Annotated in this window: 17 protein-coding genes; all 17 read right to left on the bottom strand. The window is 39.6% G+C overall.

The genetic code is table 11. From position 1 onward, the window contains the following. Nucleotides 1–386 precede the first annotated feature (386 nt). A complete protein-coding gene (lysS, locus tag SAZ04_RS16700; protein WP_332697299.1) occupies nt 387–1,886 on the bottom strand; it encodes a lysine--tRNA ligase in 1,500 nt (499 codons plus the stop codon). A gap of 132 nt (nt 1,887–2,018) precedes the next feature. After that, a complete protein-coding gene (gene dusB / locus SAZ04_RS16695) occupies nt 2,019–3,023 on the bottom strand; it encodes a tRNA dihydrouridine synthase DusB (RefSeq protein ID WP_332697297.1) in 1,005 nt (334 codons plus the stop codon). A gap of 3 nt (nt 3,024–3,026) precedes the next feature. Continuing rightward, nucleotides 3,027–3,251 carry a helix-turn-helix domain-containing protein gene (locus SAZ04_RS16690; protein ID WP_332697295.1) on the bottom strand — a complete coding sequence of 75 codons (225 nt, stop codon included), beginning with the start codon at nt 3,249–3,251 and terminating at the stop codon, nt 3,027–3,029. Beyond that, on the bottom strand, nt 3,167–3,730 hold the full coding sequence (gene folK, locus SAZ04_RS16685) for a 2-amino-4-hydroxy-6-hydroxymethyldihydropteridine diphosphokinase (protein WP_332697293.1): 564 nt from the start codon (nt 3,728–3,730) through the stop codon (nt 3,167–3,169). The genes SAZ04_RS16690 and folK overlap by 85 nt, the downstream gene beginning before the upstream one ends. Next, entirely contained in the window at nt 3,727–4,089 is a 363-nt protein-coding gene (gene folB / locus SAZ04_RS16680; protein WP_332697291.1) for a dihydroneopterin aldolase, read from the bottom strand. Before folB ends, folK begins: the two co-directional genes overlap by 4 nt. Beyond that, nucleotides 4,082–4,894, bottom strand: coding sequence for a dihydropteroate synthase (gene folP, locus SAZ04_RS16675; protein ID WP_332697288.1), 813 nt, complete (start codon nt 4,892–4,894; stop codon nt 4,082–4,084). The genes folB and folP overlap by 8 nt, the downstream gene beginning before the upstream one ends. Further along, nucleotides 4,891–5,757, bottom strand: coding sequence for an aminodeoxychorismate lyase (pabC, locus tag SAZ04_RS16670; RefSeq protein ID WP_332697286.1), 867 nt, complete (start codon nt 5,755–5,757; stop codon nt 4,891–4,893). The genes folP and pabC overlap by 4 nt, the downstream gene beginning before the upstream one ends. Next, nucleotides 5,742–6,338: an aminodeoxychorismate/anthranilate synthase component II gene (pabA, locus tag SAZ04_RS16665; protein WP_332697284.1), complete on the bottom strand. Its 597-nt coding sequence runs from the start codon at nt 6,336–6,338 to the stop codon at nt 5,742–5,744. Before pabA ends, pabC begins: the two co-directional genes overlap by 16 nt. Before the next feature lie 13 nt (nt 6,339–6,351). After that, nucleotides 6,352–7,770 carry an aminodeoxychorismate synthase, component I gene (gene pabB / locus SAZ04_RS16660; protein WP_332697309.1) on the bottom strand — a complete coding sequence of 473 codons (1,419 nt, stop codon included), beginning with the start codon at nt 7,768–7,770 and terminating at the stop codon, nt 6,352–6,354. 106 nt (nt 7,771–7,876) lie between these two features. Then, nucleotides 7,877–8,524 carry a DUF421 domain-containing protein gene (locus tag SAZ04_RS16655; protein WP_332697307.1) on the bottom strand — a complete coding sequence of 216 codons (648 nt, stop codon included), beginning with the start codon at nt 8,522–8,524 and terminating at the stop codon, nt 7,877–7,879. Between the two features lie 258 nt (nt 8,525–8,782). Beyond that, the gene (gene cysK, locus SAZ04_RS16650) at nt 8,783–9,706 is read right to left on the bottom strand and encodes a cysteine synthase A (protein WP_332697282.1); all 924 of its coding nucleotides are present in this window, start codon (nt 9,704–9,706) and stop codon (nt 8,783–8,785) included. A 106-nt stretch (nt 9,707–9,812) separates the two neighbouring features. Then, nucleotides 9,813–10,688: an Hsp33 family molecular chaperone HslO gene (gene hslO / locus SAZ04_RS16645; protein ID WP_332697280.1), complete on the bottom strand. Its 876-nt coding sequence runs from the start codon at nt 10,686–10,688 to the stop codon at nt 9,813–9,815. 14 nt (nt 10,689–10,702) lie between these two features. Beyond that, on the bottom strand, nt 10,703–11,467 hold the full coding sequence (locus tag SAZ04_RS16640) for a type III pantothenate kinase (RefSeq protein WP_332697278.1): 765 nt from the start codon (nt 11,465–11,467) through the stop codon (nt 10,703–10,705). Between the two features lie 277 nt (nt 11,468–11,744). Beyond that, a complete protein-coding gene (gene ftsH / locus SAZ04_RS16635) occupies nt 11,745–13,751 on the bottom strand; it encodes an ATP-dependent zinc metalloprotease FtsH (RefSeq protein WP_332697276.1) in 2,007 nt (668 codons plus the stop codon). A 69-nt stretch (nt 13,752–13,820) separates the two neighbouring features. After that, nucleotides 13,821–14,360 (bottom strand): hypoxanthine phosphoribosyltransferase, encoded by a 540-nt coding sequence (gene hpt / locus SAZ04_RS16630; RefSeq protein WP_332697305.1) that lies wholly within the window; start codon nt 14,358–14,360, stop codon nt 13,821–13,823. Between the two features lie 32 nt (nt 14,361–14,392). Next, nucleotides 14,393–15,811, bottom strand: coding sequence for a tRNA lysidine(34) synthetase TilS (gene tilS / locus SAZ04_RS16625; protein WP_332697274.1), 1,419 nt, complete (start codon nt 15,809–15,811; stop codon nt 14,393–14,395). Next, nucleotides 15,780–16,229, bottom strand: coding sequence for a threonine/serine exporter family protein (locus SAZ04_RS16620; RefSeq protein ID WP_332697303.1), 450 nt, complete (start codon nt 16,227–16,229; stop codon nt 15,780–15,782). The genes tilS and SAZ04_RS16620 overlap by 32 nt, the downstream gene beginning before the upstream one ends. Between the last annotated feature and the right edge of the window lie 16 nt (nt 16,230–16,245).

The following is a 16,245-nucleotide window of genomic DNA, read 5'->3' as shown; positions in this document are numbered from 1 at the left end:
TACTAAATTACTAAAAGTTGACGAGATATCATGTATCTCTATTTCGCTTGGCTTTTGTTCAGTTTTCAAAGAACTACTTTGTCGTTTCACAGCGACTTTCATATGATAACAAACCTCCGAAGGCTTGTCAACAAGTTATTTAAAAACTTGTAAGTCGTCTTGGCGACAAGGAATAATATATCATCTACAAAAAATAATTGCAAGACTTTTTCATAAAAAAGTTAATAAAATTTAAGAGGTTGTCCAAAAGAAAAAGCACTCCCTTTTTGAACAACCTCTTAAAGAGGAAGACTTAACCTAGGTTTCCGCCCAAAACGACTCTATATAAATCGTGCTTGCTACAGGGTCTTCCCCTTCCTATGCTTCCTACTCACCAACAATCTATCTTATTCACCTTGTTCACGATGACGCATTTGCGGAAATAACAACACGTCACGGATAGACGGGGAATTCGTCAAGAGCATAACCAATCGATCAATTCCGATTCCAAGCCCACCTGTTGGCGGCATCCCGTACTCTAACGCTTCAACAAAATCTTCATCCATCATATGAGCCTCATCATCACCTTGCTCACGTTCCACAAGTTGCTGCTCAAAGCGCCCGCGTTGATCAATCGGATCATTTAACTCTGTAAATGCATTCGCATGCTCACGACCAACAATAAATAGCTCAAAACGATCCGTAAAACGAGGATCTTCAGGATTCTTTTTCGCTAGTGGCGATATCGCCAATGGATGCCCATAAATAAACGTTGGTTGAATAAGCTCTTCTTCAATAAAATGCTCAAAGAACTCATTTACAACATGACCGTAAGTCATCGTTTCTTTTACATGAACGTTGTGTTCCTTCGCAATAGCTCTTGCTTCTTCGTCGCTCATTTCTTTCCAGAAATCTACACCTGTTTTCTCTTTAATTGCATCGACCATGTGAACTCGTTTCCATCTCGGTTCTAAATTCACTTCATATTCTCCATACGTTACGGTCGTAGTACCTAACACTTCTCTTGCAATATGCGCTACTAATTCCTCTGTCAGTTCCATTATATCATCGTAGTCAGCATAGGCTTCATATAACTCAATCATTGTAAACTCGGGGTTATGACGTGTCGACACACCTTCATTACGGAATACCCGGCCAATCTCATAAACCTTTTCCAAACCACCAACAATTAAACGCTTCAAATGTAATTCAATTGCAATACGCATATAAAGAGTCATGTCTAACGCATTATGATGCGTAACAAACGGACGAGCAGAAGCTCCACCAGCAATTGAGTGCATTGTTGGTGTTTCCACCTCTAAATAACCTTTAGAATCCAAATAACGGCGCATTGATTGTAGAATTTTACTACGTAATACAAACGTATCTCTTACTTCCGGGTTAACAATAAGATCAACGTAACGTTGACGATAGCGTTGCTCTATATCTTTTAATCCATGGAATTTATCTGGTAGCGGTCGGAGTGATTTGGATAACAATTCGAACTTTGTAACCTTGATTGAGAGCTCTCCAACTTTTGTTTTAAAAGCTGTTCCCGTTACCCCAACAAGATCACCAATATCAATTGTATTAAACAAATCATACTGTTCTTCACCGATTGCATCTTTCCGAACATAGATTTGTACTTGTCCAGTTAAATCTTGAATATGAGCAAATCCCGCTTTACCCTTGCCGCGCTTTGTCATAATACGCCCTGCAAGTGTAACCTCATGACCCACCTCATCAAGAGCCTCCTTCGTTTCCTCTCCAAATGATTCAGTCATTAACTTGGCTGTATGTGAACGTTCAAATCGCCCTCCAAATGGATCCTGTCCTTGTTTCTGCAACTTCGCCAGCTTTTCCCTGCGCACTGCCAGCTGATCATTTAACTCAAGTTCTTGAGCCATGTGTACATCATCTCCTCTATTTTCTATTCAGTTCATCATTAGTATCTGTTCTTATATGTAGAAAAACTGCCAGCGTATCACACTGGCAGCATTTTAATTACAAACGAATTATAGTGAAGTACATCAGAAAAGTCAAACAACACTTGATTGTTGTTCAGCCATACGTGCTTCTAACTCATCAACAAAAGCATATAAGGTATTCGCTACATCGTCTCTCGTTTCAAAGCTGTTAATTTCATCGCGAACATGCCCATTACCTCGCATCCCTTTTAAATACCACGCTGCGTGCTTTCGCATTTCACGAACTGCCACATTCTCACCCTTTAAGTTAATAAGGCGATCTAAGTGAATCATACAAACATCAATTTTTTCACGTGGAGTTGGTGCGTCTGCAAATGTACCATGTTCTAAGTATTGAATTGTTTGATATAACATCCATGGGTTTCCTAGAGCGGCACGCCCTATCATGACACCGTCTACTCCTGCTTCGTCTAACATACGACGCGCATCTTGCGGTGTAGTAACATCGCCATTTCCAATAACAGGAATGTTAACAGCTTCTTTTACCTGTTTAATGATATTCCAATCAGCTTTGCCCTCATACATTTGTACACGAGTCCGGCCATGCACAGCGACTGCACTGCCTCCTGCACGTTCAACCGCACGAGCATTCTCTACCGCATAAACATGATCAGAATCCCATCCAATGCGCATCTTTACCGTTACCGGTTTATCAACAGCATCGACAGTTGCTGCCACCATCTCATAAATTTTATTTGGATCAAGTAACCATTTGGCACCTGCATCACATTTTGTGATTTTTGGAACAGGACAACCCATATTGATATCAATGATATCCGCATTTGTATTTTTATCTACAAATTTCGCAGCTTCTACAAGCGTCTCTCTTTCACCACCAAAAATTTGTAAGCTTAACGGTTTTTCACGTTCATCCACGTACAGCATACTTAGCGACTTTTCGTTCTTATGCAGGATCGCTTTATCACTAACCATTTCTGCACAAACTAACCCTGCACCAAATTCCTTTGCAATTAATCGAAATGCCGGATTACATACACCCGCCATTGGCGCTAAAACAACTTGGTTTTTCATTTCAATATTCCCGATTTTTAACACAACTCACCTCCATATAGATAACCTTTCATCAGGTATTAATTCACTCTTCGGTACATGTAATACAGATGTCATCTTCTCGATCATTGAATCAGTAGGGTGACGATTGCCACGCTCCACTTCTCCTAATACCGAGACAGACATTCCTATTTCCTTTGCAAATTCTTCTTGCGTATATCCTTTGAGCTTGCGATAGGCTCGAATTTTTCTTCCTTTGTCTCTGGATTCCATATCGTTACCCCTTCTTTATCCGGTAATTCATCATAAATCTCTTGAATTGTTTGTCCGAGATTCTTTGCATACAGATTTGGGTGGATTTCCTTCAATGGAACAATCACAAATGATCGCTCCCACATTCTTGGGTGAGGAATCGATAAGTTCTCCATCACCATATTTTCTTGGTCAAACAGCAAAATGTCAAGGTCTATTGTTCGTGGGCCCCATCTGATATCTCGTTCACGCCCGCAATCACGCTCGATCGACTGCGTTACATCCAATAATTTCCACGGGGAAAGTGTCGTTTTAATATAGACAACCATATTTAAAAACGACTGTTGATCAACATATCCAACCGGCTCTGTTTCATAAATTGATGAACGGTTCACGACTTGTATACGTTCATCTTCTCTTAGAAATGAAATCGCCTTTTCTAAGTACTCGTACCGATCACCAATATTGGAACCTAAAGCAATATAAACATCATGTTTCATTGGCGTGACCTCGTTATTTCTATCGCAACCGATTGGTAATGGCCAGGTATAGGAGGATCCGGCTTAATAACCTTCACTTTACATTCTTGTAACCGTTCATAATTAGCAAGTAGTTCAATTGCGACCTTCTCTGCTACTGACTCAAGGAGTTTCAAAGATTCACCTTCAACAATATTTCTGACCCGATTATACACTTCACCGTAGTTAATCGTTGCGTTTAATTCATCTGACGTTCCTGCTTCTTTTAAATCTAATTGCAAAACTAAATCAACAATGAAACGTTGCCCCAGCTTTTGTTCTTCTTGAAATACGCCATGATATCCATAAAAGGCTAGTTGATTCATATAAATTTTATCCATGAGTCATTTCCTTTCCGATCAAAGCATCCATCATTTTAGCCATTCGAAACATTTCCTTTACATCGTGAACCCGCATAATGTGGCACCCCTTCATGATTCCATAACAAACCGTTGCACCTGTTCCTTCAACTCTTTCATCAACTGGTAACTGGAGCGTCTTTGCAATCAATGACTTTCGAGATGTCCCAAGTAAAACCGGATAGCCCATACCTGTAATTTGATCTAAATGTCTCATCACCTCGAGGTTTTCTTCATGTGTTTTCGCAAACCCAATACCAGGATCGAGTATAATCTGTTCTTTCGGAACCCCTGCATCGAGACAAATGGAGATACTTTCTTCTAAGTCTAATATAACATCTTGCATTAAATCGTTATAAGTCGGATCTACGCGGTTATGCATCAAAATAATCGGGACATTATAATCGGCTGCAACCCTCGCCATGCGTTTATCCCACTTAGCTCCCCACACGTCATTAATGATCTCTGCTCCAGCCTCTATTGCTTGTTTCGCTACTTCTGGTTTATACGTATCAATTGAAATAGGTACGGAAATCTCCTTGGCTACTTTTTCAATAATAGGTACTACTCTTCTAATTTCTTCTGCTTCATCCACCATTGTCGCACCAGGCCTCGTCGATTCACCGCCAATATCAATGATATCAGCCCCATCCTCTACAAGTTGCTTCGCACGTTCAACAGCTCGTTCGACCTCATCATATTTCCCGCCGTCAGAAAAAGAATCTGGTGTTAAGTTTACTATCCCCATAATCAACGTCCGCTTCTTTTTTTGTAACTTTCGAATCATGTTATGCCTCCATTCAATTCTGATCTGCTCCATAACCGCTCTCGATTAAACGCTATCAGTCTCCTTAACTCCCTTGCAACTAGATGTTCTCCTCTATAGGACTGACCATTCAGCGATGTTAAAGAGACAACCTCTTGTATCGAGTTTGTAATAAACGCTTCATCTGCACTCATGACATCATCAGGTCGAAAAAAGCCGATTCGATACGGAATCCCTTTTTGTTCTAGCAAAGAAAGAACCAACTGCCTCGTAATTCCATCTAATATTCCCGTCTTCACACTCGGGGTAAACACAACACCATCTTTCACCCAAAAAAGATTAGAGACTATTCCTTCTGCAACAAAACCTGCTTCAGTTAGAAAAATCCCCTCAACGTTACTAGCATCTCCTAATTCTCGTTTTGCCAAAACATTATTTAAATAGTGATGAGATTTTAAGCGAAACTCGCCTTCTGGTGTATTTCGTTTTATTGAAAGAATTGTCGCATCCTTCTCTGAAGCTATTTGGCTAGGAAGTGGTTTCATAAAAACAATCGTTGTTGGGTTTGTGTATTCTCCTGTATAGAACCCAAGGTCATTTGAACCTGCTGCCACATTCCATCTCACATAAGCACTTTCGAGTTCATTCGCCTGTAGCAACGCTTGAATGACTTCAACAATCTCTTCTCTTTTCATCGACCAATTAATACCAAGAGATGTGAGACCGTTCTGCAAACGTTGAAAATGGTCATCCAGTAAAAATGGATGACCATTATCAACGCGGATCGTTTCAAACAGACCAAGACCGTACATATATCCATGATCAAAAGCAGAAATGGTGGCTTTTTCTTTGCTTACGATCTGCCCATTTACATAGACGAACACGTTGATTTCTCCTTTCCATATGTTTCAACAAAGTTTTTCAGAAGTCGTTTTCCTTCTTCCGTCATAATCGATTCTGGGTGAAATTGAACTCCTTCAATTGGAAGCTCTCGGTGGCGAATCGCCATAATTTCTCCTTCATCAGTCTCCGCTGTCACTACAAAACAATCAGGTAACGTTTCTTTTTTCACAATGAGAGAATGATATCTCGTTGCTGTAAGAGGCTGGGGCAACCCTTTGAAAATCGTTTCGCCATCATGACGAATGTTTGATGTTTTACCGTGCATCAGTCGTTCTGCCCGAACCACATCGCCACCAAATACTTGGGCTATGGACTGATGACCAAGACACACACCAAAGATCGGGACTTTCCCAGCAAAACGTTCAATCGTTTCAAGACTTATTCCTGCTTCATTCGGGCTTTTCGGACCTGGTGAAATCATAATAAAATCCGGTTTCAGCTCTTCTATTTCCTCTAATGTAATCTGATCATTACGCCGAACAATGAGTTCATGCCCCATTTCCCCTAAATATTGAACAAGGTTGTACGTAAATGAATCATAGTTATCAATCATTAAAATCATTTTATTCTCCTCCTCAACTCAAACTAACAATCTTTTTGCTCATCTCTTCTTCACTAGTCTCTAATGCATGCCAAAGCGCTCTTGCTTTTTTAAAAGATTCTTTATACTCGTTAGATGGGACCGAATCAATCACAATTCCTGCTCCTGCTTGAACATGCGCTTGTCCATCTTTACAAATCATCGTCCTGATGGCAATATTCAGCTCCATATTCTCGTCAAATCCAATCCACCCTATAGATCCAGTATAAATCCCTCTGCGTACGGGTTCAAGCTCTTCTATGATTTCCATCGTTCTTACTTTTGGAGCACCTGTTATCGTTCCTCCAGGAAACGTTGCTCGAATCACATCATATAGATCGTATTGAGCGTCTAATGTCCCTTTTACATTAGAAACAATATGCATAACGTGTGAGTATTTTTCAATCACCATTAGTTCATCTACTTCAACCGTCCCATAAGCAGACACACGCCCTAAATCATTACGTTCTAAGTCAACTAGCATCACATGCTCTGCCCGTTCTTTTTCATTGTTAATCAAAGTTGAAGCGAGCTTCTGATCTTCTTGTTCGTCCTTGCCACGAGAACGAGTTCCAGCAATCGGCCTTGTGCTTAGCTCCGTACCTTCCTTTTTAACAAGTAACTCTGGAGAAGCACTTACTAGCTGAAAATCAGGGGTTTGAAAATAACTCATATATGGAGAAGGATTTAAATTTCTCAAAATTTCATAAACATGAGCTGGTTCTGTTGATAATGTTTTGGATTGGCGAACCGACAAATTGACTTGGAACACATCGCCGCAAGCGATATATTCTTTTATTTTTTCAACCGCTTCACAAAATGCTTCTTCTGAGAGTGAAGCTCGTTTTTCATCGCTATTTGAACAATTCACCTTTGATCTCTCAGCTCGATATTCGCCTTCTTCGTTCCATTGTTTACTATAATCTTCTATTCTTTTTTCTAAAACATCACTTTCATCTTTGCTGCCATGTACTATGATCCACATTATCTGTTTCTCGTGGTCATAAATAAACACATCATCAAAAAGCATAAAATATAAATCAGGAAGAGCTAAATCGTCCTCAGCGATCTGAGGAAGATTTTCGATTTCGCGGACAATATCATAAGAAATATAACCAATTGCTCCTCCTTGGAATGGAGGTAACTCCGGTAGAGTTGATTGATAATAAGGAGAAAGAACTTCTTTTAAACTCTCTAGTAACGGACCTTCCTTCTCTTGTACGTTTCCGTCGATTTCAAAAGTTAAACGATTTGAGTTTCCTGAAATAACCCCAAAAGGTTTTAAGCCGATAATGCTGTAACGACCACCTCTTCCACTTTCTAAGAGGACATGCTTTGACTCACAAACAGCTAGTCGTTGGTACCGGTTAAACCATACTTTATGACCAAGAGGGAAAGACTTCACTCTTTTCATACGATTCTGTTGCAACTTCTTCACTCCCATCTCCATTCCTTTTCGTCTATTCTACACGAGAGAACACCTTTCAGCCAAACACAAAACTGCTGCTTTACATTCTAATCTACTGGTCGATAGTCTTCTTATCCTTTTCTTCAATAAAAAACTGTCCTTTCATATAACTGCAATAAAAAATATCTTTAATTTGGGCGTATCCTTTTTTCCCTAGCTCAGATAACAACCATTCCTTTGTTTTTCTAATTATGATTAAATGATCATCTTGGATGACCCCGTCCTGGATTAATGGGAGTGTAAACAAAGAGGAATTTTCGTCTTTTGTAAAAATGGATAAGTTCCCTGACCTTTCTAGAATAGCAAAGTCTACTTCTCTTATATCAGAAATTCCTTTTTCTCGTAATTGGAATAGTACATCATCAAGATTATAGCGTTGTTTTCTCATATTTGTTTGATTCAATTTTCCATTTTCAATAATCATGATCGGTCTACCTTCAATAAGGTCCCGAAACTTTTGATTTTTTAAGCTAATGGTTGTCAGAGTCATTTGGATAAAAATCAGCAAAAAGATAGGGGCTAGCCCCCGTGCCATTGATACTTCTGGATCCTCAATCGCAATAACAGCAAGCTCAGCAATCATTAACGACACAATAATATCTAGTAAACTCAGTTCTCCCAATTCTTTCTTTCCCATAAATCTAAAAAACGTTAGAATGATGATAAACACTACAATCGTTCGAAGTAAAATAATAATCATTTCACTCACTTTTAAGCTGCCCCTTTCACCTTCTAATCTCCTTTATTTTGCCCTAAACAAGCAAATAAATGCAGGTGTCGCACTTCATGATACAATTCTCCATGCTTATATTAAGTATCTAGAAAACGAACTATAGAAGAAGTGTTTGAAAGATGACATTTGTGCTGTAAATTCCGCTCTGGCCGACTCTCACCATCGATTATATGCTTTAACAACAAAAAGGCTATGAGCTTGCACTCACAGCCTTCTTACTAATGATTAATCTTCAAATTGATAAAGTGGTGTACTTAAGTAACGCTCACCATTAGAAGGGATAATTGCTACTACTTTTTTACCCGGTCCAAGCTTTTCAGCAAGTTGAAGTGCCGCATAGATAGCTGCTCCTGAAGAAATCCCACCTAAAATACCTTCTTCACGTGCTGCACGACGCGCATACTCAAATGCATCTTCATTTGAAACTTGAATAACTTCATCATATACTTCTGTATCTAAGATTTTCGGTACAAAACCAGCACCAATACCTTGGATTTTATGCGGGCCAGGTGTTCCACCAGATAAAATAGGTGAATCTTTTGGCTCAACCGCAGCAATCTGAAGGTTCGGGAATTTTTCTTTTAATACACTACCTGCACCTGTAATCGTTCCGCCAGTACCAATACCTGATACAAATCCGTCTAACTGACCGTCAACTTGCTCAAGAAGTTCTTTTCCAGTTGTATTGCGGTGAATTTCAGGGTTTGCTTCATTTTCAAATTGTTGTGGCATGAAGTAGCCTTCTTCTTTCGAAAGCTCAGTCGCTTTACGAATCGCTCCGCCCATCCCTTCTGGACCTGGTGTAAGGACTAACTCTGCTCCATAAGCACGTAATAAGTTACGGCGCTCCATACTCATAGTCTCAGGCATAACAAGCTTTGCTTTATATCCTTTAGCTGCAGCAACCATTGCAAGACCAATACCTGTGTTACCACTTGTAGGCTCAACGATTGTTACTCCAGGCTTTAAGTGACCAGATTTTTCACCTGCTTCAACCATCGCTAGAGCAATACGGTCCTTTACACTGCTCCCTGGGTTCATGTACTCTAATTTCAAGTAAATATCAGCATGTTTATCTGTTACAAGACGATTTAATTTTACTAATGGTGTTTGTCCGATTAGATCAGTAATTGAATTTACAACTTTCACAACAACGCCTCCTCAATCCCTAGTAATTTCATTGGTTTTATATAAATTATTTTATCAAACGTTTTCAGATAAGTCAATCAGCATGTTACAAATTCCCCACTTTTTCTCATACCTGCTCTAATAGACCTTTTAACTCTTCAGCTGTAAGTGTATAGGTCTCATTACAGAAATGACAAACTGTTTCAGCACCGCCATCTTCATCAATCATTGCTTGAATTTCTTTTTTTCCTAAACTTATGATTGCATTTTCGACTCGTTCTTTCGAACAGCGGCATGAAAACGTGATCGGTTGTTTATCAAGAAACTTCACATTGTCATCGCCTAAAAGCGCTTGTAGCATTTCTTCTGGTGGCATCCCCGCTTCCACTAATTTTGAAATAGGTGGAATTGTCGATAAGCGCTTCTCAATTTCGTCAATGACTGTATCATCAGCACCTGGCATTAATTGAATAATAAATCCACCTGCTGCCAAAATCGTGTTATCTGGATTCACAAGTACTCCAACCCCAACTGACGATGGCGTTTGTTCAGAAGAAGCAAAGTAATAGGTGAAATCTTCTCCAAGTTCACCTGAAACAAGTGGAACACTTCCTGTGAAATGATCCTTTAGTCCTAAGTCCTTCACAACAGATAAGTACCCGTTTGTACCAACAGCTCTAGCTACATCTAACTTCCCTTGACTATTTAAGTCAAAGTGCGTTTTAGGATTGGTTACATAGCCTCTTGTTTCTCCTTTTGTATTGGCATCAATAATAATTTTTCCAATTGGACCTTGCCCTTCAACTTTCACTGTGAGCTTAGAATCACCTTTAAGCATCGTTGCCATCATCGTACTTGCCATCATCGCTCGTCCTAGTGCAGCTGATGCTGTTGGCCACGTCCCTTGTCTTCTAGCTGCCTCGTTTACCATATTCGTTGCGACAAGTGAATAGGCTCTCACTTTCCCATCAAATGCCGTTGCTTTAATTAAATAATCTTCCATTCTAATTCCCTTCCTTACGTGTTTTTTTCGTAAATCATTTGCAATCCTTTTAACGTTAAGAACGGTTCTACCACATCAATCGTCTCCGTCTCTGATGCAATTAACGAAGCCATTCCACCCGTTGCGATTACGGTAGGGACTTTATTTGATTGTGACTTCATTCTGTTAACAATTCCATCTACCTGACCAACATATCCATAAAAAATACCAGCTTGCATCGCATGTACTGTATTTGTCCCCAGAACATTTTTCGGTTTGGCTATCTCAATTCTCGGGAGTTTCGATGCCCTTGTATACAGCGCCTCTGTTGAAATCGAAATTCCTGGTGAAATAGCTCCGCCCATGTATTGACGTTCCTCGTTAATATAACAATACGTAGTCGCAGTACCAAAGTCGACTACTATCAACGGGCTTCCATATAACTGAATCGCAGCCACAGCGTTTACAATGCGGTCAGCTCCTACTTCTTTCGGGTTATCATATTTCACATTTAACCCCGTTTTAATACCAGGGCCAATGACCTTTGGTTTCATGCCAAAATACTTTTTACACATTAGTTCAATTGTAAACATAATGGGCGGGACAACAGAAGAAATGATAATGCCTTCAATGACGGTAAAGGAAATACCAACATGTTCAAATAACCCTTTTAGTGACATCGCCCATTCATCTTCTGTCTTTTGACGACTTGTAGCAATCCTCCAATGGTATTTTAATTCTCTTCTCTCATAAAGTCCTAGAACTATATTGGTGTTTCCAATGTCTACTACCATTATCATATGTATTCACCACCAGCTTTCCCCGATCCTTCAAGTATCTTTCTTTATTATTTTGTGCAAATAGTGGATAATTCAGACAATTTATATTCTTCATTGCATATTTTCTATACAAGGTAAAGAGCGACCTTATTTTACAAACTCTATTATAAAACATCACTTCTTATTATGCTCTAATTTGCACTTCTCGAACCTACCGAACATGTACCTTAACAGATATTAAAAAAAAGAGGTACAAATCATATGATTTGCACCTCCCAAATGTACTGTAATGCCTACGTTACTCATCTTTTTTCTTTTCTTCAGTAGAAGGTTGATCTTCTTTCTTGACATCACTGTCTTCAGAGTCCTTGTTTACATTCTTTTTCGAATTGATATTGACCTTCATATCAGAGTCGACTCCCGGCTCATCTCTTCCATCTAGATACTTGTTAGTGTGATGGTTATCAGGAAGCTTCCCTTCGTTAATGAGTGATTGAATCTGTTCAGCATCAAGCGTTTCAATCTTCATTAATGTCTCTGCAACAAGATCTAAACTTGCTTTATGCTCAGTTAAAATCTGTTTACAACGTTCATAACATTCTTTAATAATTTTCTGTACTTCTAGATCAATCTCATGAGCGAATGCTTCGCTGTAGTTTTGTTCATTTTGAATATCACGACCTAAGAATACTTGCCCACCAGAATTACCTGATCCAAACTGCATAGGTCCCAGCTTTTCACTCATCCCATATTCAGTTACCATTTTACGCGCAATCCCTGTTGCACGTTGGAAGTCATTATGAGCACCTGTACTCACTTCCCCGAATTGAACTTCCTCAGCTACACGACCGCCAAGTAATCCAATAATCTTATCAAGTAACTCCGGCTTTGTCATAAAGTAGCGGTCTTCCTTAGGAAGCATAACTGCATATCCACCAGCCATCCCTCTAGGGACAATGGTTACTTTATGAACCATATCAGCACTCTCAAGCTTCACACCGACAACCGTGTGTCCAGCTTCATGCCATGCAACAATTTTCTTCTCCTTAGGTGAAATGACACGGCTCTTTTTCGCAGGGCCAGCAATCACCCGGTCAATAGCTTCTTCAACATGGATCATGTTAACTTTTACTTTATTGTTTCTTGCCGCAATTAAAGCAGCCTCATTTAATAAATTCTCAAGGTCTGCGCCAGAGAAACCTGGTGTGCGTTCTGCAATAGCTCTTAAATTAACATCGTCGTCTAATGGTTTATTACGAGCATGAACCTTTAAGACATCTTCACGTCCATTTACATCTGGACGATTCACTTGAATTTGGCGATCAAAACGACCTGGACGTAATAAGGCAGGGTCAAGAATATCCGCACGGTTCGTTGCTGCGATAATAATAATTCCTTCATTTGCACTAAACCCATCCATTTCAACTAGTAACTGGTTCAATGTTTGCTCACGCTCATCATGCCCTCCACCAAGACCAGCACCACGTTGGCGACCAACCGCATCAATCTCATCAATAAAGATTATACAAGGAGCACTTTTCTTTGCATTTTCAAAAAGGTCACGTACACGCGATGCACCTACACCGACAAACATCTCCACAAAGTCAGAACCACTAATAGAGAAAAATGGTACACCTGCTTCACCAGACACTGCACGTGCAAGCAACGTTTTACCTGTACCAGGAGGTCCAACAAGCAAAACACCCTTTGGTATACGCGCACCAATTGCTGAGAATTTACGTGGATCTTTTAGAAATTCTACTACTTCAACAAGTTCTTGCTTTTCTTCGTCAGCACCAGCAACATCCTCAAATTTCGCTTTCTTCTTATCATCGCTCACCAACTTGGCTTTGCTTTTCCCAAAGTTCATGACTCGACCACCGCCACCTTGGGCTTGGCTTAACAAGAAGAAGAACAAAATAAAGATAATGATGAAAGGAATGATGGATGTAAAGAACGTTACCCATCCACTAGCTTCATCAGCCGGCTGAATATCTACACCAAGCGCAACTCCACCTGGACCTTCGGCATTGTAAAGCATTTCCGCTGATTGCTCGCTTTGCAATACATATGTTTCAAAAAATTCACCTTCGTCTTGGTCAGTAAATTGTCCTCGCACTAAATAAACTTGACGTACAGGCTTAGCCGAAAGTTCACGAACCTCACCTCGCTCAAGTCTTTCAGTGAACTCGGTAAATGTAACACTCTCTGTTTCTGTTTGATCCGTACTAAAGACATTTACAATTCCAATAATTACGAGAAAGATAAGTAAATAAAAGATGGTATTACGAAATATACGATTCATTTCTTGACCTCCTCCCACGACAATACAACTTTGCTTATCGTACCATAATTGTTATTTTGTTCACAAACTTTAACTCTCATAGATTTCAGGCTTTAAGATCCCGATATACGGCAAGTTTCGGTACTTTTGGGCATAATCCAATCCATATCCAACAACAAACGCGTCAGGAACAATAAATCCCGCTAAATCTGGTACTAAATCGACTTGACGTCCATCTGGTTTATCTAATAGAGTTACAACTTTAACTGATTTCGCTTTTCGATAATGGAAAAGCTTAACGAGATAGCTTAATGTTAGCCCACTATCAATAATATCTTCTAAAATAAGAACATCTCGACCTTCGACCGACGTATCTAAGTCTTTTACTATTTTGACCTCTCCAGATGAAACCATGCCTGCTCCATAACTCGATACATCCATAAAGTCCATTTCAAGATGTGTGTCAATTCGTTTGGTTAAATCACCCATAAATGGCATAGCACCTTTTAATACACCAACTACAAGCGGAAACTTCTCATCATATTCTTCTGTAATTTGTTTTCCTAACTCCCGACACTTTTCTTGTATTTGTTCTTCGGAAATCAGTATCTCTTTAATCTCGTCCCTTATCAATGTCAAACAAACCTCCTACATTCATCAGATCAATTGTCTGGTTCACTCTCTACTCGACGGTAACACGATACAACTAATTTCTTTTTCGTATGCATGGCTACATTCGCAACTTTCGATCTGTGTAAAAAAGGCACCCATAAAATTCGCCCTTCTCCATCCACTAAAAGTGGCCAATGCTTTCTGTCATACTTTGAGATTTTACGATCAATGAACAACCTACCTACTTTTTTCGTACCTTCCATCCCTCGACACGTCATGCGGTCATTTGGCTGTTTCCCTCGAATAAAAAGCGGTTCAGAAACCTCTTCATAGTCCAAGATCACTTGATTGCTCGCTTCAACTACATCCATGTCATCTGTCACATAAGTCTCGATAAGCCACGTAGAGGTAGTAGTAATGCCTGGAATGGTCAATGATTGTACTTGTTCTTTGAACGAATTCACTTGCCCCTTCAAGAAATGACAAACATGATAATCGCGCCGTACAAAAAATGAGTCAGAAAAATGAATTTCACCCGACGGTTTTTCACGGTGAAGCATTTCGAGCACTTGCTCAATATGTATAGACGTAATCGATGGTGAATTTTTCCGGTAAAGATAACTTAATATTAGATGAATCACTCTTCTTTGTAAAGGGAGGGCTACATCAAGAAGGGCTTGGCGTGAAATTGTAACGTTTTGTTCACTTTCTTTAAGAACAATGGAAGCTTTTACTTTTTCAGCCAATTCCATAAGAAATTTCTGATCATCACTTTCCCACTCATTTTGCCTTTGCATATGAATATGGATATTTTGATTCTCATTCTTTAAAAACGGCAACATTTTTTTTCGAAACCGATTACGTGTATAAACAGTCGATTGATTACTTGAATCACGTCTTGGATCAATGGAAGCTTCTATACAATATTGCTCAATTTTCTCCTTCGTTATTCCTAAAAGAGGTCGAATAATTGATCCTTTTCCAAGACTTCGTTCAAGTGGAATTCCATATGTAAATAACGGAAGGCTTCCCCTTGCCATTTTCATAAGCATCGTTTCGATTTGATCATCACCATGATGACCTGTCGCAATTTTACTATTCGGATACTCATTAAGTAATTCTTCGAACCACTGATAGCGCAGTTCTCTTGCTGCTACCTGTGTTCCTTTTTTCTGCTCCTTAGCATACGCTTTTACATTTACACGTTTTTGAGATAAGAGAATTCCACGTTCATCACAAAATCGCTGTACATATAGAGCATCATCATCCGCTTCTTTCCCTCTAAGCTGGTGATGAATATGGCAGGCCATAACCTGTATTTGATACTGACCTTTCATCTGCCAAAGATAATGAAGCAGCGCCATGGAATCAGGACCACCTGATACGGCGACAATGACTATCTCACATCGGTTAAAAAGATTATGCCGTTTAATAAACTTATGAACGTCTAGTTTCATAACGTTGTCCAATTCCTCCTTTACCAATTGAGAAAATGGATAAAGCAAAAACAAGTCCAGCAGCAATCGCACCAGCTCGAAGCATGGTCTCAATTCCTAGCTGCAAACCATGTATGTAATCTCCATCTACAAACGCAAGCATCGTAAAGTACGCTCTGCCTCCAGGCACAAGCGGAATAATACCAGGTATACTAAACGTTGTAACAGGCACACGGAACTTTCTTGCAAGTAAGTGACAGCAAGTCGCACAAACAAGCGAGGCTACTGCTGTAGCAAAGATATCGGACATACCAAATGTCGGTAATGTCGAATAAATAAACCAAGCTAATGCACCAACGACTCCACCTAACCATAAAATACGCTTTGGTACATTAAATATAACCCCAAATGCCACTGTAGCAAAAAAACAAAAAATCAGTTCAAGTACCATCATTCATCCTCCTGAA

Source organism: Halalkalibacter lacteus (assembly GCF_036663595.1).
Classification (GTDB): domain Bacteria; phylum Bacillota; class Bacilli; order Bacillales; family Bacillaceae_D; genus Halalkalibacter; species Halalkalibacter lacteus.
This window is presented reverse-complemented; position numbering and strand designations above follow the sequence as displayed.